The following is a 26,644-nucleotide window of genomic DNA, read 5'->3' on the forward strand; positions in this document are numbered from 1 at the left end:
GCAGGGCGCATCCGTGAGCGCTGCGCTGGCGTGGTCTGAGTATCTACCAGATTCCCGTCCTCCGGTGGTCCCAGGCCCGGGCGATGCCACAGGCGGCTTCGTCTGGCCACGTCGTCCTTCGATAGAGCTGAACTGTAGCAAATTTCTTGTCCGCCCGGGGTGACATCTGCGTCATGGTTACCATCGCACCAGTTACCGCAGGATCGGGACAGTTCCGAGCCCCTCCCGGCATGGCGCCTGTGACAAGGCTCTGATCGGGATGCGTTTTCGGCTAGTCTTGGCAACCGGACACCGGCGCGATCCAGCCGGAGGTAGCCCCGCAATCGCCCGGACGCTGCCACGTGTCCGGTCGATTGCACCACAAGAGGAGATCGAGATGCCGCAACGATTGTCGGCGGAGGCACGCGCCACCGCCCTGCGGGAGCTTCCCGACTGGTCCGAGCTGGAGGGCCGTGAGGCCATCGCCCGCACCTTCACGTTCAAGAACTTCAACGAAGCGTTCGGCTTCATGACCCGGGTCGCGCTGGTCGCCGAGAAGCACGACCATCATCCCGAGTGGCGCAACGTCTACCGCACCGTCGAGGTGGTCCTCACGACCCATGACGCAGGCGGCGTGACCATGCGCGACATCGAGCTCGCCAAGGCGATGAATGCGATCGCCGCGACGATGCGCGGCTGAGGCCTTGGCGACGACGGCACGCGCCTTGCGGCCGGCGTCGCCATCACCACATCCGAGGGCGAGGACCGCGCCTCCAGCGCCGTCTGGAACCGGAGATCGGACATCATGTCGGATGCGACCGACTACAACGTTGGCTTCGAGCCCGCGGAGCGGCTGGCCCGGGATCGCGAGACCCTTCGCCGCCGCTTCTGGATCAAGTTCAAGACGGTTGTCGCGCGGTTGCCGTTCGCCGAGGAGCTGCTTGCGGCGTATTACTGCGCCTTCGACAAGGAGACACCGCGGCACGTCCAGGTCGCCCTGCTCGGCGCCATCGCCTACTTCGTCGTGCCGTTCGACTTCATGCCTGACGTGTTGCCCATCCTCGGCTTCACCGACGACGCGGCGGTGCTCGCCACCGCCATCCGCATGGTCGCCTCGAACATCACGCCCGACCATCATGCCGCGGCCCGCGCCGTACTCGCGCGGCTGGCGGCAGACAAGAACGCTGACGTCGCGAAGGACGGCGAGAATATCGGCTGACGGCGGCTCGGGCCGGCAAGCCGGGTTCCCGCAGTCAGCGCCTCGGAACGGCACAAAGGCAAGCAACAGCAAAAAGCCCCGCGTCCGCGGGGCTTTTCTCCTGATGGGACCTCGTTGAACGCTACGATCTCAGCGCTGGCCGCGCGCCTGGGCGCGGGCGCTGCCGGTCTTCTCGGCCTCCCAGGCCTGGTACTGCTTGAACAGCGCCTCGCGGTCGGCCTCGCTCGGCATCGCCCTGCCGGCGCTGCTCTGCTTCAGGAAGTCATCGAAGCGGTCGCGCTGTGCGCCTTCCATGGCATGGCTCTCCAGCCATTTGCTCGCGGACGGCAGCCGCTGCCAGCCGGCCAGCGGCGCCGACAGCGAGACCTCCTTCCACTTCGGATGGAACGGCGGATTCTGGAATGCCGGGAATTTGGTGAAGAAGGCATCGACGAAGGTCGCGAGCTTGCGATAGCGGTCGGTGTTCGGCGCCCAATTATAGGCGGCGAGCACGGCCGGCACCGCGATCGTGTCGACCTTCTCGCCCTCGGCGATCAGGTTCGGATAGTCCTTCGCGGTCAGGGTCGCCGGCAGGTAGTCGGTCTGCAGCGGTCGATCGTAATCGACGTTGACGAGATGGAAGCGGCCGTCGTTGACGAAGGTGCTGACCGACTTGTAGGGCTTGCCGCCGACCACGATGACGGCATCGAGCTCGCCGCGCTTCAGCTTCTCCATCGCGATGCGCTGCTCGATATAGGCGAAGTTGGCGCGCAGGCCCAACCGCTCGAACACCGTCAGCGCCGTGACGAAGGTACCGCCATTCGGCAGGTCGACGCTGACCCGGCGGCCTTCGAGGTCACGCAGCGTGCGCACCGCGCGTGGCGCGATGACCTGCATCTCCTCGTTGTAGAGCTTGGTGACGTAGGTGAACTGCCGCTTGATGTCCTTGGCGAAGCCCTTGCGCTCGAGATAGTCGAGCGTGTCGGCTCGGACGATGCCGAGATCGACACCCTGCAGGAACAGGATGTCGGCCACGCTCTGCACCGAGCCGCGGCCGACGATCGGCAAGACGCGCAGATTGTTGCCGTCATCGAGCAGCGAGGCCAGATCAGCGCCGAACTGCACATAGGTGCCGCCGATGGTGCCGGTGATGAGCGTCACCGTGTTGGCGTTCAGCGCCTGCTTGGTCTGCACCGAGCCGAACTGGAAGATCGCCTTGAGGCTGTCGCTCACCTTGGCGGGGTCGAACTCGCCTTCCTCGGCGTGGGCAGCAAAGCCGCACGCAATCATCATCATTGCGGCTACGGCCGCTCCAACAACACGTCGCATCTGTCCCCCTCGATGTAAGGTTGGCACATGTTTACGAGCCGGAACGCGGGCAGCACCAAGTCTCACCTGGCGTCGCCCATGAACGGACTCGAAAATCACGCGTGAAACAAAAAAATGAAACGGGGCGGCATCGCTGCCGTCACGAGCGTTCAGTTCTGCAACTGATCGAGCCTGCGCTGCGCTTCGGTCGAGCCGAGCTGGGCGGCGCGGCGGTACCAGTTGCGCGCCGCAGCCGGATCGGCATTGATGTTGCGGATGTCCTTCGTTCCCAGCACGTGCGGATCGTAGGTCTGCGCAAGCATCAGCGCCGCGGCCGGTTCTTGCGCCTCGGCGGCGCGCTCCAGCAGCAGTCGCGCCGGCGGGATGTCGCCCGCGGCCAGCAGGCTCTTGGCGCGTTTCATGATGCCCGCGAGCTCATCGGGATCGAGCCGGCGGACCTGCGCGGGCGGCGGAGCGGCGGTCACGGCGCCGAGGCCGGGCGCGACGATTGCCGATCCGGCGCCCGGCGAATTGATCGAGGATGGCTCCATCGCGCTCGGGGCCGGCGCGGATGGTGCCGTGGCGAAGCTCGGTGGTGCTGCAACCGGCGCGGGCTGCGTCACGCTACGATTCTGCAGCGCTGTCTGGTAGGCGTTGGCGATGTCGTCACGCGTCGGTGCCACGGCTGCCGTCTGCACCGGCGCCGCCGCAGCCGGCGGCTCGGGCGGCAGTCGCGCCGGCTCGTTCAGCTGCATGTCGCGCGCGGTGAGCTGCGTGTTGGTGGCCTGCGGCGGGGCCGTCGGATCCGGCGTGGCGCCGATGATGGAAGCCTTGGCACTGGCGATCAGGTCGCGCGTCGCATCCGAGGTGACAAGCGCGAAGAGCACCGCGACGCCGGCCGCAGCCACCACGGCGAGAAGAATCCGGGACGAGACCGACACGCGGCGGGTCCGCACCGGCCACTGGTCCTCGAAATGCGTGCTGTCGATCTGATTGCCGCTCTCATACTCAGAGAGGAACATCGGCATCGATTCGTCGTTTGGATAGTTGTCCTGGGTCGACCGGCCGAAACGATAGTTCGGTGGGCGCTCCTGAGGGAGTTCATCGGGGAAAGGCCTGAAGTCAGGCTCCGAAGGAGTTCTGTTGTTGAAACGCCCGCGCGTCGTCCGCTCAGCCATGGCCTTCATCCCCATCTCAACTTCACGCAACATACTTTTGGTCCCAAGCCCGTCAGAAGCTCGAGACACGTCACGATTGCCAGAGGCACCCCACTGCCGACAACTAATTGACTAATTGAATCCGACTAAAAGTGGACGAGAGCCGGCATGATTCTGGAAATATTTTGATCTGATTGTGGCAACGCGAGTGCGACATCGCACCGCACCAAATCCAGAAACGTCGAAATAACAACAGCCAAGCCCTACAATTTACCATGCCACAATGTGATTCGGTTGCGTTAACCAAGAAACGCTCGTTTTCGGATTTTCTGCTTCCGGTTGCGAATCCGTGACGCCGGCGCGGCAGCCCGCAGAACAAATTTGGGGCGCCTCGCAGCGCGAGGATGTCACAGCGACCTCGGGCCGGCTCGAGCAATCCGTCCGCAGAGCAGGCAGGGCTCTGCTCGGTTTGGTTGCGCGGATCAGGGCGAGGCTCCCCCGGGGATACGCACCCCGGGCGCCTTCATCGCACGTCCTCAGGGGTGCAGGATCACCTTGCCCATCGCCTGGCGGCCGGCGAGCACCTTCAAGGCATCGGCGGTCTGCGCCAGCGGGAAGGTGCGGTCGACATGCGACGACAGCTTGCCCTCTGCGGTCCACCGCACGAGCTTTTCAAGGTTGGCGCGGTTCTTGGCGGGGTTGAGTCGGGTCCAGGCGCCCCAGAACACGCCGCGGATATCACAGCCCTTCAGCAGCGCGAGGTTCAGCGGCATTTTCGGGATGTCGCCGGCGGCGAAGCCGATCACCAGGAAGCGGCCCTCCCAGGCGATGGAACGCAGCGCCGCCTCGGCGTAGGCACCACCGACGGGATCGAAGATGATGTCGGCGCCCTTGCCGTCGGTGAGCCGCCGCAGCCCCTCCTTGAGATCCTCCTTGGCGTAGTTCAGCGTCAGCGCCGCGCCGTGCTGCCTGGCGAATTCGAGCTTCTCGTCCGAAGAGGCACAGGCGATGACCTTCAACCCCATCAGCTTGCCCAGCTCGCACGCCGCAAGGCCGGTGCCGCCGGCCGCGCCGAGCACGGCCAAGGTCTCGCCCGGCTTCGGACTGGCGCGATCCTCCAGCGCATGCAGCGCAGTGCCGTAGATGATGATGATGCCGGCGGCGCGGTCGAAATCGAGATTGTCCGGGATCTTGACGATCGACGCTGCTGGCAGCGCGATCTTCTCGCGCGCGCCGTTATGGCCGCAGGAGGCGACGACGCGGTCGCCGACCTTCAGGTCGGTGACGCCATCGCCAACGCTTTCGATGATACCCGCGACCTCCGCACCCGGCGAGAACGGGAACGGCGGCTTGATCTGGTACTTGCCCTGGATCATCAGGATGTCGAAGAAGTTCAGCGCCGCCGCCTTGATCGCAATCACAGCCTCGCCGGGACCGGCCACCGGATCGGGCACCTCGGTGAGGACGAGATCGTCGGGCTGGCAGAATTGCGAGCAGAGAATGGCTTTCATTGGCGCTCCTTGGTCGTTGGTGCCGGATCGAGGTCCGGCTTTGGGAACGTCATGCCGGATTTGCCGCCGCGCCACAATCATCATGAGGCCGCGGCATGTGCGCGGCGCCGGCCCAAGGACGCGGAGCGCCGGACAATCCAGGTCTGCGGCCTTTGCAAGCGAAGCGTTTAGCCGCTATCCATCTCGACCAAGGATCAGCGATTCCGGGCCATTTTCCAGTCACAATATTGGTGGAACGAAGTCGCGGGGGAACTCAACGTATCATGTTGTTCGGGCGATTGTTGACAACGCTGGTCGGCAGCGTGCTGCTGTTCGGACCACCGAGCCTCGCTGCGGCACAGAGCGCTGCGCCGAGGGCCGCCGCTCCGCAATCGAAGGCGGCACCGAAATCGGAACCGAAGCCAGCCGTCCCGAATATCGGCGGGGCGGAACCGACGCTGATCGGACAGTTCGGCGGCTGGGGCGCCTATACCGCGATGCCCGGCGGCAAGAAGGTTTGCTTCGCGCTGGCCAAGCCGACATCTTCCAAGACCAATCCGCCCAACCGTCCGCGCGATCCTGCCTATGCCTTCGTGTCGACTCGGCCCTCCGAGAAGGTCTTCAACGAGGTCTCGATCATGATCGGCTATGCGCTGAAGCCCGGATCCGACGCCGCGGTGGAGGTCGGCGGCGCCTCCTATGCCATGTATACCCAGGGCGACGGGCTCTGGATCAAGAACGCCGCCGAGGAAGAGCGGATGGTCGATGCCATGCGCAAGGCGCCCGAGGCGGTGGTCAAGGGCGTCTCGGTCAAGGGCACGGAAACCACCGACGTGTTCTCACTGAAGGGCCTGGCCCAGGCGCTCGACCGCATCGCGCAGGATTGCCGCCGGTAGACGGCAGCCGCCGATACCGCTCGCCGGGCGGGTCGCATTTGCCGGCCGGATCGTTATATATGCCCGCTGAAAGCCTTCGGCCGCCGCGGCCGGGCAGCACTTTGGGCCCATCGACATGGCAACGACTGCCGGGCTGCGCGATTCGTCCGCGCCCCTCGAAAAGACGCCGCTCGAAACCTACGTCCCGCCGGCGAAGCCTTCGCTGATCGGCCTGTCGCGTGCAGAGCTGGCGGCCAGGCTCGGCGACATCGGCGTGCCCGAGCGCCAGCAGAAGATGCGGGTGCAGCAACTATGGCACTGGATCTATTTCCGCGGCGCCAGGTCGTTCGACGAGATGACATCCGTGTCGAAGGACACGCGCACCGCGCTTTCCGAACGTTTCACGGTCGACCGTCCCGAGGTCGTGGCCGAACAGATTTCCAACGACGGCACCCGCAAATGGTTGCTGCGGCTGCCGAGCGGCGACGATCTGCAGAAGGCCCACGAGGTCGAGTGCGTCTACATCCCCGAGACCGATCGCGGCACCTTGTGCGTCTCGTCGCAGGTCGGCTGCACGCTGAACTGCGCGTTCTGCCATACCGGTACGCAGCGGCTGGTCCGCAACCTCACGGCGGGCGAGATCGTGGGCCAGGTCATGGTGGCGCGCGACCGGTTGAACGACTGGGCCGACCGCGAGACCCCGCTCGGCAACCGGCTGATCACCAACATCGTCATGATGGGGATGGGCGAGCCGCTGTACAATTTCGATGCGGTGCGCGACGCGCTGCTGATCGTCTCGGACAACGAGGGCATCGGCATCTCCCGCCGCCGGATCACGCTGTCGACCTCGGGCGTGGTGCCGAACATCAAGCGCGCCGGCGAGGAGATCGGCGTGATGCTGGCGATCTCGCTGCACGCCGTGCGCGACGAGCTGCGCAACGAACTGGTGCCGCTGAATCGCAAATATCCGATCCAAGAGCTGCTGCAGGCCTGCCGCGACTACCCGGGCGCCTCCAACGCGCGGCGCATCACCTTCGAATATGTGATGCTCAAGGGCGTCAACGATTCGCTCGATGACGCCAGGCTGCTGGTCAAGCTGCTCAAGGGCATCCCGGCCAAGATCAATTTGATCCCGTTCAATCCCTGGCCCGGCTCGGCCTATGAGTGCTCGGACTGGGAGCAGATCGAGAAGTTCTCCGAATACGTCTTCAACGCCGGCTACTCCTCGCCGGTGCGCACGCCGCGCGGCCGCGACATCCTCGCCGCCTGCGGCCAATTGAAGTCGGAGACGGAGAAGTTGTCCGCGCGGGAGCGTCAGGCACTGCGCGCGATGGCGATGACGGATTGATGATTGATCGCGGCTGCATCTCCGAACAAGATCGTCATGCCCGGGCTTGACCCGGCCACCCATCAATTCATCGACTGAATGATGGATGGCCGGCTCAAGCCGGGCCATGACGGGCGAAGAAAGCGGGGCCTCGCTTGGGTAACACGGGTCTAAAGCCATGGCGCTGATTGGCCGTCTCTTCGTGATCGCTTTCGCCTTTCTCGGCGCGTGCTTCCTCGCGGGGCTGATCGTCGTGACCGCGATCCTGTTTCCGGAGTTCGCCGATCTTGGCAACGGCCCGATCGATCAGGGCGCGTTCGAGGTCATCATCGGCTTCGGCTTCATCTTCGTGTCGGGCTTCGCGCTGATCCCGGCGCTGCTGATCTCACTGATCACCGAGGCGTTCTCGATCCGCAGCGTGGTTGCTTATGCGATCGGCGGCGGGGTGGTCGGCGCAGCCTGCTATCTCGGTCTCGTCCCGTTCGATCCCGAGACCTTCCGCTTCGAAGGCATCGTGCGCCGCCATCTCGAGATCCTGACCGGCGCCGGCATCGTCGGCGGACTGGTCTATTGGCTGATTGCCGGGCGCAACGCCGGCCGCTGGCGCGAGCCGCCGCCGCGTCTGCCGCCACCGCCACCATTGCCGTCGGGATCGCCACGTTGAGCCGCCGGCCTTTCCATCGCCACCTGCTTTCGCTAAACCGCGCGTCATGAACCGGACCGGCCTCTTCATCGCATTGTCGCTCGCGCTCGTCATCGGCGTGCTGTTCGGCGTCTATCCCGAGCTCGATCTCAAGCTGGCCGCGCTGTTCTACGATCCGCGCACGCGCAGCTTCCCCTTGAAGCTCGACGGCTATGCCGCGTTCGCGCGCGATGCCGCGATGTGGCTCGCCTGGGGCATCGCGCTGCCGTCCATCGTTGCGCTGGTGGTGAAGCTCATCCGTCCCGACCGGCCCCTGCTGGTGAAGGGCCGCACCATGGCGTTCCTGCTGCTGACCTTGTCGCTCTCGGCCGGCGTGCTCACCAATTTCACCTTCAAATCCTATTGGGGCCGGCCGCGCCCGGTTGTCGTGGCCGAGTTCGGCGGCGACATGCAGTTCGTGCCGTGGTGGGATCCGCGCGGCGGCTGCGGCCGCAACTGCTCGTTCTTCTCCGGTGAGGGTGCCACCGCATTCTGGACCCTGGCGCCGGCCGCGCTGACGCCGCCGGCGATCCGGCCCGTCGCCTACGGCGCCGCTGTCCTGTTCGGCCTCGCCACCTCGGTGTTGCGGATGGCCTTCGGCGGCCACTTCCTCACCGACATCGCCGCCGCCGGCCTCGTCACCTTCATCGTGATCTGGCTGCTGCACGGCTACATCTACCGCTGGCCGTCCACCCGCCTCACCGACGCCGGCATCGACGCCGCCCTGACCCGCTTCGCCTGGCCGGGCTTCCGCCTGATGCGCCGGCTGTTCGGCCGCCGTACGGCGGATACCAGCCCCGCGGCCTGAGCGCGGGCCGGTCACGCTCAGTCGCCATTAAAGGCGTGCCCAGCAACGCAAAATCTGTTATTCGCGCCCGAATTTCTGAACGGCGCAGCCACAAACACGGTTGGACTCTCCCATGACCACAATCCTGAAAAGCCTGCCCAAGGGCGAGAAAGTCGGCATCGCCTTTTCCGGCGGCCTCGACACCAGCGCCGCGCTGCTCTGGATGAAGCAGAAGGGCGCGCGCTGCTTTGCCTACACGGCCAATCTCGGGCAGCCCGATGAGTCCGACTACGACGAGATCCCGCGCAAGGCGGTGGGCTTCGGGGCCGAGAAGGCGCGCCTCGTGGATTGCCGCACTCAGCTGGTGCATGAGGGCATCGCCGCGATTCAGTCGGGCGCCTTCCACATCTCGACCGGCGGCATCACCTATTTCAACACCACGCCGCTCGGCCGCGCCGTCACCGGCACCATGCTGGTCGCCGCGATGAAGGAGGACGGCGTCAACATCTGGGGCGACGGCTCGACTTACAAGGGCAACGATATCGAGCGGTTCTACCGCTACGGCCTGCTCACCAATCCCAATCTCAAGATCTACAAGCCCTGGCTCGACCAGCAGTTTATCGACGAGCTCGGGGGCCGCGCCGAGATGTCGGCGTTCCTGACCGCCAACGGCTTCAATTACAAGATGAGCGCCGAGAAGGCGTATTCGACGGACAGCAATCTCCTCGGCGCCACCCACGAGGCCAAGGATCTCGAGAGCCTCAGCAGCGGCATCCGCATCGTCAATCCGATCATGGGCGTGCCGTTCTGGCGCGAGGATTGCGCCGTGAAGCCGGAGACGGTCGTGGTCCGCTTCGAGGAGGGTCAGCCGGTCGCGCTGAACGGTCAGACCTTCAGCGATCCCGTGGCGCTGTTCCTGGAGGCCAACGCGATCGGCGGCCGTCATGGTCTCGGCATGAGCGACCAGATCGAGAACCGCATCATCGAGGCCAAGAGCCGCGGCATCTACGAGGCGCCGGGCATGGCGCTGCTGCACATCGCCTATGAGCGGCTCGTCACCGGCATCCACAACGAGGATACGATCGAGCAGTACCGCATCAGCGGCATGCGCCTCGGTCGCCTGCTCTATCAGGGCCGCTGGTTCGATTCGCAGGCCCTGATGCTGCGCGAGACCGCGCAGCGCTGGGTAGCGCGCGCCGTCACCGGTGAGGTGACCCTGGAGCTGCGCCGCGGCAACGACTACTCGATCCTCAACACCGAGAGCCCAAACCTGACCTACCAGCCGGAGCGGCTGAGCATGGAGAAGGTCGAGGACGCCGCCTTCACGCCTGCCGACCGCATCGGCCAGCTGACGATGCGCAATCTCGACATCACCGACACCCGCACCAAGCTGAAGCTCTATTCGGATACGGGCCTGCTGTCGGGATCGGAAGGCGCGGAGATCTTCCAGCTCGGCCACGACAAGAGCTGAGTTGGAGCTGTCGAGCGCAATCCGCGCCGTCTCCACCGCTGTCGTCCCTGCGAACGCAGGGACCCGTATCCACCGACTGACATGGTGAGAGCCGGCTGCGGCTCCAGCCGTCGCAAAACTGGATCCTGTGAGTATGGGTCCCCGCGTTCGCGGGGACGACACCGAACAGGACGAAACGGATTGCCACTTACAAAAATGGCCGGGATCGCTCCCGGCCATTTTCATTTTCAGATCGGACGCAACCTCAGCGCGGCGGTGCCACGCCCGGAGGCGGCGGCGGCAGCGCGGCCTGGCCGCCATTGAGCAGCGGCGTGATGCGGCGGACCGTGACGCGCCGGTTGATGCGGCTCGGCCCCTGCGTCTGCTCCTTCAGATACTGCTCGCCATAGCCCTGCGAGGTCAGATTCTCCGCGGGGACGCCAAACTGCTGCGTCATCAGCGTGGCGACCGATTCGGCTCGGCGATCGGAGAGCGACAAATTGTCGGTCTCGTTGCCGACCGCGTCGGTGTGGCCTTCGATCAGGAAGACCTCGCGCGGGTTGCGCTGGATCGCCTGGTTGAGGCCGTCGGCGATGACCTGCAGCTTCGCCACCTGGTCGGGACCGATCTCCCACGATCCGGTTTCGAAGGTGATCGTGTTGAGATCGATCGACGGCATCAGCTGGCGCACCGACGGGGAGTAGCGGACCTCGTCCAGCGAGTAGCGGCGCTGGACGCGCTCCACCGGTGGCGCGATCAGCGTGTCGTAGATGACATCCGGCGGCGCCTCCTCGGCGTCGACGATGTAGCGGTTGTAGGGGATGCGGATCTCCGGCGGCGGCAGGTCGACATAGAAGCCGCCGACCGCGGCGGGATCGCGATAGGCGTTGTCGATGATGATGATCTCGCGGCCGCCGATATCGCGGCGGATGCGGCGCAGCAGCCGGCCGTCGGCGGCCGTGACCGTGATGATCTGGCTGCCGTCGGGGCGGATCACCACCGTGCGCATCTCGCCGCGATCCTCCCGCTGCACGCGGATGTCACGCGCGCCGTAGCGGAAGCGCTCGAGCTCGTCGTGACGCACGAAGGACTGGCCGCTCGGATCGCGCACGATGACGCGTCCCGGCTCGTAGATCAGCGTGCGACCGCCCTCCTGGACCTCGCGGCGCTGGCCGCGGAAATCGTCCAGCCGCTGCGGCCCAGCCATCGGCGCGCCCGGCGCGATCGGCGTGAGCTGCTGTGCCGTCGGCGGTGGCGGCGCCGGGATGGGCGCCGTGACCTGCGGCGGCGGCCGATTGGACATGGCCGGGGGTCCGGCGGGCGGCACGGCGCCCGGACCGGCCTGCGGCGCGCCGGCGGGTCCCGGCCCCGGTCCAGCAGCACCGGGACCTGCCGCTGGAGGCGGCGCACCCGGAGCGCCTGGAGGCGTTCCCGGACGTCCGCCGGGCGTCGGGCTGCCGGACGGCGTGCCTTGCTGCGACGGCGTCTGGGTGGCCGCAGGCGCGGGTGGCGCCGGCGGGGTTCCCGGAGCAGGCGCGACCGTACCGGCCGGCGCGGTGGGAGCCCCCCGCGGCGGGGGCCCGCCTTGCGGGGAGCCAGGCGGCGGGCCACCAGCGCCCGGCCGGCCTCCCGGCGCCGGTCCACCCGGAGCGGGAGTCGGCGCGGCGGAGGGCTGCGGCGACGGGCTTGCGGCCGGCGGCGAATGGGGCGGCGTCGCGCCAGCCGGGGGCGGCGGCGTTCCAGGCCGCTGAGTCGGCGCGGCACTTGGAGGCGGAGCTGGGGGCGGAGGCGGAGCAACCACGGGCGGCGAAGGCGGCGTCGGCCGTGATGGTGCCGCAGCGGGCGGCGGCGGAGCAGGCGGAGGCGCCGGACGCGGAGGCTCGCGCACCACGGGCGGCGGAGCCGGCGGATGCGCCGGAGGCGCAGCGGCCGGGGGCGGCGGCGGTGTCGGACGCGGCGGAGGAGCCGCAGGCGGCTCTGCGCGCGGCGGCGGGGGTGCGGGGCGCGGTGGCTCCGCACGCGGTGGCGGCGGGGGAGGTGGCGGAGGCGCGGGCCGCGGCGCCGCTGCCGGGGGAGGCGGCGGGGGAGCAGGGCGAGGCGGAGCCGCCGCGGGTGGCGGCGGAGCTGCAGGCGGTGCCTGGTGGGGCGGTGCAGCGGCCGGCGGCGGGCCACCCGGCCGCTGCGGCGGGCCTGGCGGTTGACCATGCGGCGGTTGCTTGGGCCGACCGTCCGGGCCGACCTCGCCGCCGGGGCCGCCTGGACCCTGCGCCATGATCATCGGCGCGCTCTGCGCGCGGGAGCCGGAGCTCATTAGTTGCATCGCCGACAGCGCAGTCGTCGCCAGCAGCAGGACGCGAAGTTTGCTCATGTGTCTTGTTTTCCCGGAACGATCTTTTTCAAGCACGGAGAGATCAACGAGTATGCGTTAGGCCGGATTGTGGCGCAGTTCAAATCCGCAGGCGGATTTATTTCGACGCGAAACCACCCCCGCAGGGCCGCCATTCAGGTTTCATTCAGTCTTGATTTTCAAGGGCTTGGCCCAATCGCCGAAATGCGGGACCGGCGCACGGCCAGCCCCTTCGCAGGCGATCATCATGACCACTCAATCGCGGTCAATCCGTGGCCGGATTGGGCGTGGTCGGGCCGAGTGGCCCTCGGCCGGGGATCTCGTCTGGCGTCTGCCCGGGCAGCTCGCGCGGGGGCGCCGGCGCATCGGGTTCGTACACCGGCGGCGGAATGTCGGGCTGCGGATTGCCGACCGGATCCTCCGGCGGCGGTTCGACCGGGCGGCCCGGCGTCGCCGGCGGAATCTCTGGCGGTTCGATCGGCATCACATCGCAACCTTTCGATGGTCGCCGAGGTCGGGACGCGTGCCGCTGACGGCGGCCGCCGCCATCTTGACGTAGCGCACGATGGTGCCGGGCGAGTCCCAGAACTCGGCGTCGTCAGGCGTGATCTTCAAGAGGCGGATGTTCGGATCCTCGGCGCTGTCCCACCAGGCCTTGGCCGGCGTCGAGAACAGCTCTCGGATCTTGCCGCGATCGTTGGAAATGGCCGCGGTGCCCGTCAGCGACACGTATTTCTGGCTGCCGACGTCTGCGAACGACAGGTTGACCTCGGGCGAGCGCGCGATCTCCTCGTCCTTGTGATGCCGCGCGTCAGTGAGAAAGTAGATCATGTTCTCGTCGCGCGCGAGATAGGCGCTCATCGGCCGTGCCCGCAGCCTGTCACCGTCGCGGGTGACCAGCATCGCGAAGCCGATCTTCTTCATCAGGTCCCAAACGCGACCCTGGTCGCGCGCGTCGTCGTTGCTCATGGCCGGCTCCCTCAATGTCAGGGACGACAACGCCGCGTGGGGCGCCGATGTTCCGGACGTATTGGGGACGGCGACAGAATGCCGATTCAGCCGCGCAGCAACAGCGTGTTGCTGCGCGTGCGGCCGCATTCGCGGTAGCCGCGACCGAGCATGTCGGCGAGACAATCGTTCTGCCATTCCTCGCGCGACAGGTGTTCGATGACGACGGCACGCGGCCACAACGCGGCAGGCGCGTCACGGAAGAAGCAGGTCAGCACACGGTCCTCGAAGCCTTCCACGTCGATCTTCAGCGCATCGACCCTGGTCGCTCCGGCCTGTTCGAGGATGGTCTGCAGCCGCAACGACGGGACCTTGAATGCTTCAGCACCCGCCTCTCCGGTCACGATGTGGCTGGCGCCGAGATTGTCGCCATCGGTCTCGATCATCACCTCGCCGTCGCTCTCGCCTGCCGCCGCCGCGACGAGCCTGACCTGGGACAGCGCGGACGCATCGCGATTGAAGCTCAGCCGCGCATGCGTGACCGGATGCGGCTCCACTGCGATCACGAGACCGCCCGACCCGACGTGACGGGCAAGCGGCAAGGCGAACGTTCCGACATTGGCGCCGACATCCACCACCACGCCGCCCGGCAGAACGTGGCTGCGCAGGAAATCCAGCTCCTCGCGATTGTAGTCGGGATTGAACAGTGCACCGCGCTCGGTCGCACTGACCTGATGGTAGAAGCGGAAATTGGCGCCCTGATAGCCGACGTCGACAGGGCCTGCTCCGAGCATGTTGACGACACGCGTCAACATCGGCCGGAACGCGCCGCGCTTCAGCCCGGAGCCGTGCGCCATGCGGATCACCAGCGCCTGAGCGGCATTCGGAGCGAAGGCACCAAAGGAGGGCGGAGAAGGATCGTTGTCGGGCGTCAAGGTCGCGTCCTGGGCTGAGGGCGACGTGTGATAGCCGGTTTCGCCGCAATCTCCAATGCAGGCGGCGTGGCCGCATTGTGTCGTCACCAGGACCGCGCTGAGGCAACACCGAGCCGCTCAGGCCGCCTTGCGCTGACGCAGGAAGCGGCCGATCAGGCGACGCCGTCCCTTGCGCGGAATGAGATCAATGTCGCTGACGAGCTTGGCGCCGCCCTTGCGCCGCTCGAGCACGATCTTGCGGCTGTGGAAGGCCTCCAGCTCGGCACGATGCGCCACGCTGACGATGGTGGCCTTCGGCAGCTCGCTCGTCACGATCTCCATCATCCGGTCCTGGCTCTTCTCATCGAGCGCGGAGGTGGCTTCATCGAGCACGACGATGTCGGGGCTGTGCAGCAGCAGGCGCGCGAAGGCGAGACGCTGCTTCTCGCCGCCGGAGAGCGTCTGATCCCAGGGCGCGTCCTCCTCGATCTTGTCCTTGAGATGGTCGAGACCGACCTTGTGCAGGGCTTCGCCGACCTGCGCCACGCTCCAATCCTCGGCAGCCCCGGGATAGGCGACGGCCCGGCGCAGGGTGCCCGATGGCACGTAGGGCCGCTGCGGCAGCATGAACAGCTTGCGGTCGGGGTGGAAGTTGATGCTGCCGCCGCCCCACGGCCACAGCCCGGCGATGGCGCGCACGAGCGTGCTCTTGCCGGTGCCGGATTCGCCCGCGACGAGCAGGCGCTCGCCGGGATCGACCACGACCTCGGTCTCGCCGACCACGGCGGTGCCGTCGTCGAGGGTCACCTGCAGATCATTCAGGCTGAGCATCGCGTCGCCGGAGGTCTCGCCGCGCTTGATGCGGCCGATGCCGTCGCCTCTCTCCGCACGCTCCAGCGCATCGAGCGACATCATCAGCGAGGCGATGCGGCGGGCACAGGCATTCCAATCCGCGAGCCGCGGATAGTTGTCGACCAGCCAGCCGAACGCGGTCTGCACGATCGTGAACGCGCTCGCCGCCTGCATCACCTGCCCGAGCGTCATGCTGCCGTCGAGAAATTTCGGCGCGCACAGCAGCAGCGGCACGACAGGAGCGATGAGGCTGGAGCCCTGCGACACCAGGGTGGTGCGCACGTGCTGGCCGGCGAGCCGCGCCCATTGCTGCAGCACGTTGCCGAACGTCCGGTCGATGCCGGCGCGCTCTTCGGTCTCGCCGCCGAGCAGGGCGATGCTCTCGCCGTTTTCGCGGACGCGGGTCAGGGTGTAGCGGAAATCGGCCTCGGCCTGGTTCTTGTCCTCGGAGACCTGCACGAAGCGGCGGCCGATCGTCATGATCGAGCCCGAGGCGATGGCGGCGTAGGCGATCGCGGCGATGACCAGAAAGCCGGGAATGGTGAGCTCGGTGGCGCCGAGATGCAGCGTCAGCGCGCCGCCGATGGTCCAGAGCACGACGATGAAGGTCGCAGCCGACAGCAGCGCCGAGGTCACGCCGGCGATGAAGTCGACCGGCGAATCGGTCGCGATGCGCAGGTCCTCGGCGATCCGGTATTCCGGATTCTTGTGGTCGCCGCTGACGAGATTGAGCTGATAGTAGCGCCCGCTGGCCAGCCAGCGGGTGATGACGCTGTTGGTCAGCCACGCGCGCCAGCGCCGCTGGATCGCCATGCGCGCATAGACCTGGGCGACGCCGAGAATGACGCTGCCGATCGCAAGCGGGAAGAAGATCGCGGTGAGATGAAAGACGGTCGCCGAATCGCGTTTCTCGATCGCATCGAAGATCGACCGATTCCAGACGTTGATGCCGTACTGAAATCCGACAGTCGCAACGATCAGGAACAGTAGGCCGAGCGTGAACGCCCACGCCAGACCGTCGCCGCTCTTGCCCCAATAGCCGCGGGCGCTGATCCAGAACCGGGTCAGCAGATAGCGCTTGCGCAGTTGCTCGGCCTCTTCGGGCGACAGCTCCGGATCGGGCTCCACCAATTCGGGCGGCGGCGGCTCGACCTGGGTGCCATTCTCAGCGGCGATCTCGATGATCGGCGCCTTCTCGGGCGCCTGTCCCCCCGGCCGCGCGATGTCCTGAACCTGTCCCATTCCGCGATAACAGCAACGCAACCAGAAGGTTCCCACCCGGGTTCCCGCGCAATTCGCGCCGCTTTCAGGGCACCTGCGTGTTCGGCGCCATCGGTGGGGCGCGATACAGCGGCACGGGAACGACCTTGTGCAGCACACGCGACAGTTCCTCGATCGAATAGGGCTTGCGCAGCAGCTCGAAGCCGTGCGTGCCCTGCTGCACCAGCACATGGCTGTAACCGCTCGCCAGCACGACCGGCACGTTGAGCTCGAGCCGCCTGATTTCCTCGGCAAGCTCCAGCCCGGTCATGCCGGGCATCACGACATCGGTGAAGACGACGTCGAACCGGCTGGTGCCGCCGATAAGCTCCTCCAGCGCGTCTCTGGCGTTGTCGACCAGCGTGGTGCGATAGCCGAGCTCGGCCAGCGCTTCGGTCGCCGATCTGCCGACGTCGATGTTGTCCTCGACCACCAGCACCGACATGCCTCGACCGCCGATCGGCTCCGCATGGCTGCCGTCCTCGCCACGCTGCACTTGGGCTGGAGCGACGCGCGGCAGATAGAGCGTGAACGTCGCGCCGCGACCCTTTTCGCTTGTGACCCCGATTTCGCCGCCGGACTGCTTGGCGAAGCCAAACACTTGCGAGAGACCGAGGCCGGTGCCCTGGCCGATGGTCTTGGTCGTAAAGAATGGCTCGAAGATGCGTCCGAAATGCTCCGACGGGATGCCGACGCCGGTGTCCTGGACAGTGATGGCGACATAGCCCAGCGGCGGACGGTCGTGCGGCGCCGACGGCGTCGGCAGCGCCGCTGCTGGGGCGACGGTGATGCTGAGACGTCCCTGGCCGGCCATCGCATCGCGGGCATTGACGGCCAGGTTGATCAGTGCCGTCTCGAACTGGCCGGCGTCGGAATTAACGTAGCACGGCTCGTCGGGAACGGAGACCACGACCTCGACGCGCGACCCGACCAGGGTCTTGGTCATGTCGCGCAGGGCGACGACGCTGCGGCCGATGTCGAAGACCTCCGGCTTCAGCGTCTGGCGCCGGGCGAACGCGAGGAGCTGCGACGTGAGCTTCGATGCGCGCGCCACCGTATCCGAGATCGCATCGATATAGCGCTGCCGCCGCTCATCAGCCAGATTCGGCCGGCGCAACAGATCGGCCGAGGCCCGGATCACGGTCAGCAGATTGTTGAAGTCATGCGCGACGCCGCCGGTCAGTTGTCCCAGCGCCTCCATGCGCTGACCGTGCTTGAGCGCATCCTCGGCTTCGAGGCGGCGGGCGGCCTCGACATGCAGGCGCTCGGTCCGCCGCCGGGCAAGGGCCAGGAAGACGATGAGCAGCGCGGTTGCCGGGATGCCGAAGATGAGGTGCCGGCCGATCGTACCGAGCCAGCGGTTGCGGATGGTCGACGTCGCCAGCCCTGCCGAGACGTAGACGGGATAGCCACCGAGCCGCTGATAGCCGACGAGACGCTCAACGCCATCGACCGGCGAGATCTCGGTGACGAGCTGCTCCGTATCTGCGGCCCCGGCGGGGACGTCGCTGGGGCCCGCGGCCGCGCTTCTCCCGCCGGCCGGGAAGCGCGCCAGAATGAGGCCATCGAAGCGGCGCAGCGCGAAGTAGCTGCCGGGCGCCCGGCCGATCCGGGCATAGAAGTGCTCGAAATAATCCGGAAGCACGGAAGCCTGGATGATGCCGGTGAAGCTGCCGTCGTCGCTCTGGCGGCGGCGGCTGATGCTGAAGAACGGCGCGCCCTGATAGGGCGGCCGCGGCGTCAACTGCGCGCCGATGAAGGTGCCGATGCTGTCCTTGACGTGGGCACTGAAGTAGTCGCGGTCGAGGAACGTCATGTCCGGCGCCGGATAGATCATGCTGTTGACCAGCGGCCGGCCATTGGCATCGAACACCCAGGCGGACTTCAACTGCGGCAGCGCATCCGATAATTGCCGCAACCGGGCATGCAGCACCTGCTCGCGCGCCTTGATATCGGCATCCGACAGGTCGCGGACGACCTCGTCGATCTCCGAGAGGCTGCGTTCGATGGTCTCGAACACCTTCAGCGCGTGCTCGTGGACGATTTCGAGCGAGCGGCGGATCTCGCGATCGGCCTCCTCATATGTCGTGCCGTGGGATACGTAGGCCGCGATCACGAACAGCGCGACGGGAAGCGCGAGGGACGCGACCATCATCCAGCGCAGCATCGTCAGCGATTTGCGTTGTGCGGTCTGCACGGTCGCTCCGGCTTCAAAGGGCCACGAGCTTAACGCAATCGACGGCAGCTACAAACTAGCCGCGCCCGGAACTTGCACCAGTTTCGGGCGCGGAAGGTCAGATCGAAAGTGGTCGGCCCGGCTAGATCTGCCGCTCGACCAGCTTGAGCTTCAGCTCCGCGATCGCCTCGGCCGGGTTGAGCCCCTTCGGGCAGGCCTTGGCGCAGTTCATGATGGTGTGGCAGCGATACAGCCGGAACGGATCCTCGAGGTTGTCGAGCCGCTCGCCGGTCGCCTCGTCGCGGCTGTCCTTGACCCAGCGGTTGGCCTGCAGCAGCGCCGCCGGACCGAGATAGCGCTCGCTGTTCCACCAGTAGCTCGGGCACGAGGTCGAGCAACAGGCGCACAGGATGCACTCGTAGAGGCCGTCGAGCTTCTCGCGATCCTCGTGGCTCTGCCGCCATTCCTTCTGCGGCGTCGGCGAGGTCGTCTTCAGCCAGGGCTCGATCGAGGCATATTGCGCGTAGAAATTGGTGAGGTCCGGCACCAGGTCCTTCACGACAGGCTGGTGCGGCAGCGGGTTGATCTTGACCGCGCCGTCCTTCACGTCGTGCATCGACTTGGTGCAGGCCAGCGTGTTCTGGCCGTCGATGTTCATCGCGCAGGAGCCGCACACGCCCTCGCGGCAGGAGCGGCGGAAGGTCAGCGACGGATCGATGTGGTTCTTGATCCAGATCAGCCCGTCCAGCACCATCGGGCCGCAATCTTTGACGTCGACGTAATAGGTATCGACGCTCGGATTCTTGCCGTCGTCCGGATTCCAGCGATAGACCTTGAACTCGCGAACCTCGGCGGCGCCGGCCGGCTTGGGCCAGGTCTTGCCGCCGGTGATCTGAGAATTCTTCGGAAGTGCGAACTCAGCCATTTCGGAAGGCCTTCTTGGGTTTGACGGACGGGCTCAGGTCACACGCGATCAGTACACGCGCGCCTTCGGCGGAATGTACTGCACGTCGTTGGTCATGGTGTAGTTGTGCACCGGACGGTAATCGATCGTGGTCTTGCCATCCTTGCTGTCGATCCACGCCAGCGTGTGCTTCATCCAGTTCGTGTCGTCGCGATCCGGGAAGTCCTCGCGTGCATGGGCGCCGCGGCTCTCGGTCCGGTTCGCCGCCGAGTCCATCGTCACGACCGCCTGCGCGATCAGATTGTCGAACTCCAGCGTCTCGATCAGGTCGGAATTCCACACCAGCGAGCGGTCGGACACTGCGATGTCACCGATGCCGCCATACACCTTGTGGATCAGGTTGTGGCCTTCCTGCAGCACCTCGCCGGTGCGGAACACGGCACAGTTGGTCTGCATCACGTTCTGCATGCTCTCGCGAAGCTTCGCGGTCGGCGTGCCGCCGGAGGCGTGGCGATAATGATCGAGCCGGCTCAGCGCCTTATCGGCGGAGTCCTTGGGCAGGTCCGGCTGCTTGCCGTTCGGCGTCAGCTTCTCGGCCAGCCGCAGCGCCGCCGCGCGGCCGAACACCACGAGGTCGATCAGCGAGTTCGAGCCGAGCCGGTTGGCGCCGTGCACGGAGACGCAGGCCGCCTCGCCCACCGCCATCAGGCCGGGCACGATCGCGTTGTCGTCGCCGTCCTTCTTGGTCAGCACCTCGGCGCGATAGTTGGTCGGGATGCCGCCCATGTTGTAGTGCGCGGTCGGCACGATCGGGATCGGCTCGCGCGTGACGTCGACGTTGGCGAAGATCTTGGCGGATTCGGAGATGCCGGGCAGGCGCTCCTGCAGCACCTTCGGATCGAGATGGTCGAGATGCAGGAAGATGTGGTCCTTCTTCCGGCCGACGCCGCGGCCTTCGCGGATCTCGACGGTCATCGCGCGGGAAACGACGTCGCGCGAGGCGAGGTCCTTGGCGGACGGCGCGTAGCGCTCCATGAAGCGCTCGCCCTCGGCGTTGACGAGATAGCCGCCTTCGCCGCGCGCACCTTCGGTGACAAGACAGCCCGAGCCATAGATGCCGGTCGGGTGGAACTGCACGAACTCCATGTCCTGCAGCGGCAGGCCGGCGCGCAGCGCCATGCCGCCGCCATCACCGGTGCAGGTGTGCGCCGAGGTGCAGGAGGCGTAGGCACGGCCATAGCCGCCCGTCGCCAGGATCGTGGTCTGGGCGCGGAAGCGGTGCAACGTGCCGTCATCGAGCTTGAGCGCGATGACGCCACGGCAGACGCCCTGGTCGTCCATGATCAGGTCGATGGCGAAGAACTCGATGAAGAACTCCGCGGCGTGCCGCAGCGACTGGCCATACATAGTGTGCAGCATGGCGTGGCCGGTGCGGTCGGCGGCGGCGCAGGTGCGCTGCGCCTGGCCCTTGCCGTAGTCCAGGGTCATGCCGCCGAACGGCCGCTGGTAGATCTTGCCGTCCTCGGTGCGCGAGAACGGCACGCCCCAATGCTCGAGCTCGTAGACCGCCTCGGGCGCGTTGCGCACCATGTATTCGATCGCGTCCTGGTCGCCGAGCCAGTCCGACCCCTTGACGGTGTCGTACATGTGCCAGCGCCAGTCGTCCTGATGCATGTTGCCGAGCGAGGCCGAGATGCCGCCCTGTGCCGCCACCGTATGCGAGCGGGTCGGGAACACCTTGGTGATGCAGGCGGTGCGCAAGCCCGCCTCGCTGCAGCCGACGACCGCGCGCAGGCCGGCGCCGCCGGCGCCGACCACGACGACGTCATAGGTGTGGTCCTCGATCGGATATGCTTTTCCGTTCGTCGCGGGCGCGCCGTTCGCGCTGCCATTTGCTCCGCCGGCCATGGCCTAGACTCCAGTGGACAGTTTGATGAGGGCGTAGATCGAGGCGAGCGCCACGGTCACCGCGAAGAAGTTGTTGGCCATGATCGCGACGAGCTTGAGCGGCTCGCTGTGCACGTAGTCCTCGATCACGACCTGCATACCGATCTTCATGTGCCAGCAGCTCGCGATCACGAACAGCAGCATAATCACGGCAATCGGAATCGAGCCCAGGATCTGCGCCGCGCCGGCCTGGTTGCGGCCGAGCAGCATGATCACCACGATCACGACCGGCACGATCAACAGGGTCATCGCGACCGCGGTGATGCGCTGGCGCCAGAAATCACCGGTGCCCGAATGGGCCGCGCCGAGGTTGCGGACGCGGCCGAGCGGGGTGCGCATCGACTTCGCGCGTGCGTTGCTCATCGGCCGCCTCCCACTGCGTAAGCCACGATCCAGACCAGGACAGTCAACGTGATGCCCCCGATCAGGGCGCCCCAGGTGAGCGTCTCGCGCTCATTGGGCTTGAAGCCGTAGCCGAGGTCCCAGACGAAGTGGCGGATGCCGGACAAGAGATGGTGCAGCAGCGCCCAGGTGTAGCCGAACACGATCAGGCGGCCGAGGAAGCTGCCCATGAACCCCTGGACGTAGGAGTAGGCGCTGGGACCAGACGCGGCGGCGATCAACCACCAGGCCAGCAGCAGCGTCCCGAAATATAGTGCAACCCCGGTGGCGCGATGGACGATCGAGAGGATCATCGTCAGCGTCCAGCGGTAGGTTTGCAGATGCGGCGAAAGCGGTCGTTCGATCCTGGCTGTCATTGGTTGCTTTGATGATTTCTTGTGGGCCGTGAACGGAAGGGGCTTGCGGCCATGTGGATCGGCAAGGCGGGGTTTATTTACGGAGAAGGAACAGGCGTTGCAACGAACAAATCGCCCAAAACCGAACGACGATTCAGTGCTAGGCGACCGGTGGAAAAAGGACCAATGGCCGCCGTGGTATACCAGAAACCCATCCTGACCGGATATGACGAACCATCGTTCATTCTTATCTCCTCACCAAGGCCGTTACCAACGCGGCGAGACTGTTGAATAGCGCCGACTGTCGAGCATTGATTCACCGCTTAACCTTGGTCTTGAGGAAGCGGGTTTCGCGACAAGAGCCAGTGCCATCTGACGATTCTGCAAACCTGCCCGGAGCGATACGCGGAGCAACAACCTGCGTCGGCGACCGCCTGCGCTGCAGCAAATCTCCCTCGATCTCCCAGGTTCCTCGCCGCGCAAACGGCCCCTCCGCCGGTCGATTTTGCCGCATGTCGCCGCCCGGCGAAGCGGCTTAGTCTCAGGCGACGTGCAACAGACGCGGTGCAGGGAGCCTCGATGCCGCTGCCGACGGTCCGACCGACAACCACCGAACGCCCGGCGGCCCTGCCGGCGCGCAAGGTGTCGTCGCACGAGCCCGCCGAGGAGCCGTTGACCTGCGTGCTCGGCTTCACCGCCTCCGGCCTGTTCGCCGCCTGTCTCGCATTCGCCATCCAGCACGAGATCGCCTCGCTCGCCGTGCTCGAATTCGTGCTGATCTGCGCCGCGCCGCCGCTGGCCGCGCTCGCCGGCCTCGCGATCGGACGACGGCGCTAGGCCGCCGTCACTTCGTATAGATGTCCTTGTACTGATCACGCAGCACGTTCTTCTGCACCTTGCTCATCGCATTGCGCGGCAGCTCGTCGACCACGAACACGCGCTTGGGCATCTTGAATTTTGCCAATCGGCCGTCGAGGCCCTTGAGCACGCCGGCCTCGCTGACATCAGCCCCCGGATGGCGCACCACGACCGCGGTGACACCTTCGCCGAAATCAGGATGCGGCACACCGATGACGGCGGACTCGACCACGCCCGGCATGGCGTCGATCTCGCTCTCGATCTCCTTCGGGTAGACGTTGAAGCCGCCGGAGATCACGAGGTCCTTGCCGCGGCCGACGATGTGGACGTAGCCCTGTTTGTCGATCTTGCCGAGATCGCCGGTGATGAAGAAGCCATCGTCACGGAATTCCGACTTGGTCTTCTCCGGCATCCGCCAATAGCCCTTGAACACGTTCGGGCCCTTCACCTCGATCATGCCGATCTCGTCGCGCGCGAGCTCCTTGGCCGTTTCCGGATCGGTGACGCGCACCGACACGCCGGGCAGCGGGAAGCCGACCGCGCCGGGCACGCGCTCGCCCTCGTAAGGATTCGACGTGTTCATGTTGGTCTCGGTCATGCCGTAGCGCTCGAGCACGGCATGGCCGGTCCGCGCGAACCATTCGCGATGGGTATCGGCGAGCAGCGGAGCCGAGCCGGAGATGAACAGCCGCATGTGGCTGGTCGTCTCCTTCGACAGCCGCGGGTTCTGCAACAGGCGCGTGTAGAACGTCGGCACACCCATCAGCACTGTGGCGCGCGCCATCAGGTTGATGATCAGGTCCGGATCGAGCTTGGGCAGGAAGATCATCGACGCCCGCGCGAACAGCGTGACGTTGCTGGCCACGAACAGGCCATGGGTGTGATAGATCGGCAGCGCGTGGATCAGCACGTCGTCCTTGGTGAAGCGCCAGTAGTCGATCAGGGTCAGCGAGTTCGAGGCGAGATTGTCGTGAGACAGCATCGCGCCCTTGGAGCGGCCGGTGGTGCCCGACGTATAGAGAATGGCGGCGAGATCATCGGCGCCCCGTGGCACGGTGGTGAACGCCTTGTCGGCCTTGTCGGCCGCCTCGGTCAGCGAGCCCGTGCCTGACGCATCGAGCGTTTCCACCTTGGCGCCGACCTTGGCCGCCAGCGCGCCGATGCCCTCGGCCTTGGCCGGATCGCAGACAACGACGGTCGGCTCGGCGTCGCCGATGAAATAGTCGAGCTCGTTGAGCGTATAGGCAGTGTTGAGCGGCAGATAGACGCCGCCGGCGCGCACCGTGGCGAGATAGAGCACGAGTCCGGACACCGACTTCTCGGTCTGCGCCGCGACCCGGTCGCCCGGCTTGACGCCGCGAGCCGCCAGCACGTTCGCCATCTGCCCTGCCCGCGCGATCAAATCGCCGTAGGTGGTGCGCTGGCCGTCATGGGTCTCGATCGCCAGGCGGCTGGGATCGTCGAGGCCATCGAACAGGCGGGAGAACAGATTGGCGTTGGCGGCTTGGTTCATGCAACATTCCCCTGGGAGCATCGGCAGGCCGGCAGTGCCAGCCGGCGGAACATCATGCTCGACGAAGACGAAAAGGGCCGGGACGGCGAACAAGACCGGTGACATCGCCATCACCACGGTCGCCATCTCTGATCGAGGCTGCTCTAGCAAAAACGCCCTTTCGAAGGCAACGGGAGACGCTGGGATATGGTCAAGGGAAAACGGATCGCGTGGATCACCGGCGGCGGCACCGGAATCGGCGAGGCCGGCGCACTGGCGCTCGCGGCCGACGGCTGGACGGTGATCGTCTCGGGCCGGCGCACGGCCGCGCTCCAGGCCGTGGTGGCCAAGATTGCCGCGGCCGGCGGCACGGCCGAGGCCGTTCCGCTCGACGTTGCCAAGGCCGCCGACGTGCAGGCCGCGGCCGATGCCATCCTGGCGCGGCACGGCCGAATCGATCTGCTGGTCAACTCCGCCGGCGTCAACGTGCCGAAGCGGCGCTGGGACGACATGACGATCGAGGGCTGGAACCAGCTGGTCGAGATCAACCTCAACGGTGTGCTCTACTGCATGAAGGCGGTACTGCCGGCGATGCGGGCGCAGCAGGACGGGACCATCATCAACGTCTCGTCCTGGGCCGGCCGCCATGTCTCGAAGATGCCGGGGCCGGCCTACACCTCGACCAAGCACGCGGTGCTGGCGCTGACGCACTCGTTCAACATGGAGGAATGCGTGAACGGCCTGCGCGCCTGCTGCCTGATGCCCGGCGAGGTCGCCACGCCGATCCTGGAGCAGCGCCCGGTGGTGCCGAGCGCCGCGGAGCAGGCGCGGATGCTGCAGCCGGAAGACCTCGGCCGCACCATCGCGTTCGTGGCCAACATGCCGCCGCGCGTCTGCGTCAACGAGATCCTGATCAGCCCGACATGGAATCGCGGATTCATTCAGACGCCGGGCAACAGGGATTGAGGAGCGCCGGATATCAAGCACGGCGAGCGCGCCTACAACCCAGGACTTGGTCGTACGCGACCAGGTCCGCAACTTCGGTTCGGGCAAATACCCGGCAATGCCCCTCTCTTTATTATTTGGATCGTGAGGGCCGAGCGCGCGCCAAATAACCGGCGTCGTCCCTGCGAACGGGACCCATACCGCATCATGTTTGTAAGAGGCAGGCTGCGAGTCCCGTGCAAGACAACTGAACCCTGTGGTTATGGATCCCGGGTCGGCGCGCTTCGCGCTTGCCCGGGACGACAGCTGTGGTTGGCGCACCCGTCGTTGCCTCCGAGACGCAGATCGAAGGCGAACGATCTCGTTCTCGCGACACGATGCGCCCGAGCTGTGCTGAAACTCACCGCCCTCTGAAAACAGAGGGCGCAGGAAAGGCCGGGCGCTGGCCGCGCCCGTGGCCCGCCTGCGAAAGAAAATGCAGGCGGCAGGTACCACAGGTCTGGCCGAGAACGCCCGGCCTTCCCCGCGCAACGGTTTTAACGGCTGCTTCGCGTTCTCCCTGGTGCGCCGGGCTGTCTGGCCACCATCACGAGCGCGACACGCTAGCATCAGCACCCGCTTGATATCAGCATCGGGATATCAGGACCGCGCGACTTGACCGTGCGCGTGTCGCTGTTCGTCCGCGTGGCGACCACGCTGCAGCAACACACGCCCATCGCATCCCACTGCCAACGGTTCGTGACGGTCGCGAAACGCCCCTCATGCGGCAGCAGGGACGTGCGGAAATGTGCAGGTGATTTGCCCGACGATGCAACGTCGGCAGCGTGCGACAAAGTAGCTCGACGGGCAATTTGCGCATGGGAGGAATGCTGACGGCGTCTTCTGCGCGATACGATCTCTTTCCCCTTGGACAGTCGGCTCCCCTCCCCCTTGCGGGCTACGGGATGCCCGAAAGCGATTCCAAGCGATTTCTGGATGTGATTCAAAGTTTTCGACCGGTTCGGTGGAGAG

General features: G+C 66.4%; 24 protein-coding genes. 9 read left to right on the forward strand and 15 right to left on the reverse strand.

Annotated features, from left to right (window positions below):
- Window positions 1-259: 259 nt before the first annotated feature.
- The gene (locus QX124_RS18885) at window positions 260-679 is read left to right on the forward strand and encodes a 4a-hydroxytetrahydrobiopterin dehydratase (RefSeq protein ID WP_315740461.1); all 420 of its coding nucleotides are present in this window, start codon (window positions 260-262) and stop codon (window positions 677-679) included.
- Window positions 680-784: 105 nt separating this feature from the next.
- Window positions 785-1,198 carry a YkvA family protein gene (locus tag QX124_RS18890; RefSeq protein ID WP_315740460.1) on the forward strand — a complete coding sequence of 138 codons (414 nt, stop codon included), beginning with the start codon at window positions 785-787 and terminating at the stop codon, window positions 1,196-1,198.
- Between the two features lie 129 nt (window positions 1,199-1,327).
- Here QX124_RS18890 and QX124_RS18895 read toward each other — a convergent pair whose 3' ends face one another.
- From QX124_RS18895 to QX124_RS18905, 3 genes are all read right to left on the reverse strand, one after another.
- On the reverse strand, window positions 1,328-2,506 hold the full coding sequence (locus QX124_RS18895; protein WP_315740459.1) for a TAXI family TRAP transporter solute-binding subunit: 1,179 nt from the start codon (window positions 2,504-2,506) through the stop codon (window positions 1,328-1,330).
- 149 nt (window positions 2,507-2,655) lie between these two features.
- Window positions 2,656-3,663, reverse strand: coding sequence for a hypothetical protein (locus tag QX124_RS18900; protein WP_315740458.1), 1,008 nt, complete (start codon window positions 3,661-3,663; stop codon window positions 2,656-2,658).
- A gap of 515 nt (window positions 3,664-4,178) precedes the next feature.
- Window positions 4,179-5,153, reverse strand: a complete 975-nt coding sequence (locus QX124_RS18905) for an NADPH:quinone oxidoreductase family protein (protein WP_315797946.1) — start codon at window positions 5,151-5,153, stop codon at window positions 4,179-4,181.
- A 263-nt stretch (window positions 5,154-5,416) separates the two neighbouring features.
- Here QX124_RS18905 and QX124_RS18910 point away from each other — a divergent pair, with 263 nt between their 5' ends.
- From QX124_RS18910 to argG, 5 genes are all read left to right on the forward strand, one after another.
- Entirely contained in the window at window positions 5,417-6,028 is a 612-nt protein-coding gene (locus QX124_RS18910) for an invasion associated locus B family protein (protein WP_315797947.1), read from the forward strand.
- A 115-nt stretch (window positions 6,029-6,143) separates the two neighbouring features.
- A complete protein-coding gene (gene rlmN / locus QX124_RS18915) occupies window positions 6,144-7,355 on the forward strand; it encodes a 23S rRNA (adenine(2503)-C(2))-methyltransferase RlmN (protein ID WP_315740455.1) in 1,212 nt (403 codons plus the stop codon).
- 157 nt (window positions 7,356-7,512) lie between these two features.
- Complete coding sequence (locus tag QX124_RS18920; RefSeq protein WP_315740454.1) at window positions 7,513-7,998, forward strand: hypothetical protein; 486 nt, start codon at window positions 7,513-7,515, stop codon at window positions 7,996-7,998.
- A 46-nt stretch (window positions 7,999-8,044) separates the two neighbouring features.
- Complete coding sequence (locus QX124_RS18925) at window positions 8,045-8,824, forward strand: phosphatase PAP2 family protein (protein WP_315740453.1); 780 nt, start codon at window positions 8,045-8,047, stop codon at window positions 8,822-8,824.
- 112 nt (window positions 8,825-8,936) lie between these two features.
- Window positions 8,937-10,274: an argininosuccinate synthase gene (argG, locus tag QX124_RS18930; protein WP_315740452.1), complete on the forward strand. Its 1,338-nt coding sequence runs from the start codon at window positions 8,937-8,939 to the stop codon at window positions 10,272-10,274.
- Window positions 10,275-10,518: 244 nt separating this feature from the next.
- Here the strand turns inward: argG and QX124_RS18935 are convergent, their stop codons facing one another.
- The 10 genes from QX124_RS18935 to sdhC form a co-directional block, all read right to left on the reverse strand.
- Window positions 10,519-12,621 (reverse strand): OmpA family protein, encoded by a 2,103-nt coding sequence (locus QX124_RS18935; RefSeq protein WP_315797948.1) that lies wholly within the window; start codon window positions 12,619-12,621, stop codon window positions 10,519-10,521.
- 244 nt (window positions 12,622-12,865) lie between these two features.
- Entirely contained in the window at window positions 12,866-13,084 is a 219-nt protein-coding gene (locus QX124_RS18940) for a hypothetical protein (RefSeq protein ID WP_315758646.1), read from the reverse strand.
- Window positions 13,084-13,569 carry a pyridoxamine 5'-phosphate oxidase family protein gene (locus tag QX124_RS18945; protein WP_315778180.1) on the reverse strand — a complete coding sequence of 162 codons (486 nt, stop codon included), beginning with the start codon at window positions 13,567-13,569 and terminating at the stop codon, window positions 13,084-13,086. The genes QX124_RS18940 and QX124_RS18945 overlap by 1 nt, the downstream gene beginning before the upstream one ends.
- Window positions 13,570-13,655: 86 nt before the next feature.
- A complete protein-coding gene (locus QX124_RS18950; RefSeq protein WP_315797949.1) occupies window positions 13,656-14,483 on the reverse strand; it encodes an FkbM family methyltransferase in 828 nt (275 codons plus the stop codon).
- A gap of 117 nt (window positions 14,484-14,600) precedes the next feature.
- Window positions 14,601-16,556 carry an ABC transporter ATP-binding protein/permease gene (locus QX124_RS18955; RefSeq protein WP_315797950.1) on the reverse strand — a complete coding sequence of 652 codons (1,956 nt, stop codon included), beginning with the start codon at window positions 16,554-16,556 and terminating at the stop codon, window positions 14,601-14,603.
- 64 nt (window positions 16,557-16,620) lie between these two features.
- Window positions 16,621-18,771 (reverse strand): ATP-binding protein, encoded by a 2,151-nt coding sequence (locus tag QX124_RS18960; protein WP_315797951.1) that lies wholly within the window; start codon window positions 18,769-18,771, stop codon window positions 16,621-16,623.
- A 121-nt stretch (window positions 18,772-18,892) separates the two neighbouring features.
- On the reverse strand, window positions 18,893-19,675 hold the full coding sequence (locus QX124_RS18965; protein ID WP_315740445.1) for a succinate dehydrogenase iron-sulfur subunit: 783 nt from the start codon (window positions 19,673-19,675) through the stop codon (window positions 18,893-18,895).
- 48 nt (window positions 19,676-19,723) lie between these two features.
- On the reverse strand, window positions 19,724-21,562 hold the full coding sequence (gene sdhA / locus QX124_RS18970; RefSeq protein ID WP_315785744.1) for a succinate dehydrogenase flavoprotein subunit: 1,839 nt from the start codon (window positions 21,560-21,562) through the stop codon (window positions 19,724-19,726).
- Window positions 21,563-21,565: 3 nt separating this feature from the next.
- The gene (sdhD, locus tag QX124_RS18975; protein WP_315740508.1) at window positions 21,566-21,940 is read right to left on the reverse strand and encodes a succinate dehydrogenase, hydrophobic membrane anchor protein; all 375 of its coding nucleotides are present in this window, start codon (window positions 21,938-21,940) and stop codon (window positions 21,566-21,568) included.
- Window positions 21,941-21,960: 20 nt separating this feature from the next.
- Window positions 21,961-22,359 carry a succinate dehydrogenase, cytochrome b556 subunit gene (gene sdhC / locus QX124_RS18980; protein WP_008965547.1) on the reverse strand — a complete coding sequence of 133 codons (399 nt, stop codon included), beginning with the start codon at window positions 22,357-22,359 and terminating at the stop codon, window positions 21,961-21,963.
- Window positions 22,360-22,917: 558 nt separating this feature from the next.
- Here sdhC and QX124_RS18985 point away from each other — a divergent pair.
- The gene (locus tag QX124_RS18985; RefSeq protein ID WP_315778175.1) at window positions 22,918-23,175 is read left to right on the forward strand and encodes a hypothetical protein; all 258 of its coding nucleotides are present in this window, start codon (window positions 22,918-22,920) and stop codon (window positions 23,173-23,175) included.
- Between the two features lie 7 nt (window positions 23,176-23,182).
- Here QX124_RS18985 and QX124_RS18990 read toward each other — a convergent pair whose 3' ends face one another.
- Complete coding sequence (locus QX124_RS18990) at window positions 23,183-24,709, reverse strand: malonyl-CoA synthase (protein ID WP_315785740.1); 1,527 nt, start codon at window positions 24,707-24,709, stop codon at window positions 23,183-23,185.
- A 186-nt stretch (window positions 24,710-24,895) separates the two neighbouring features.
- On the opposite strand from QX124_RS18990, the gene QX124_RS18995 reads away from it, so the two are divergent.
- A complete protein-coding gene (locus QX124_RS18995) occupies window positions 24,896-25,654 on the forward strand; it encodes an SDR family oxidoreductase (RefSeq protein ID WP_315785738.1) in 759 nt (252 codons plus the stop codon).
- Between the two features lie 587 nt (window positions 25,655-26,241).
- Here QX124_RS18995 and QX124_RS19000 read toward each other — a convergent pair.
- Window positions 26,242-26,644 (reverse strand): hypothetical protein (locus QX124_RS19000; protein ID WP_315797952.1); only part of this gene is annotated, 403 nt, incomplete at its 5' end.

Origin of the sequence: Bradyrhizobium sp. SZCCHNRI3043 (genome assembly GCF_032377735.1) — a bacterium.
GTDB lineage: Bacteria > Pseudomonadota > Alphaproteobacteria > Rhizobiales > Xanthobacteraceae > Bradyrhizobium.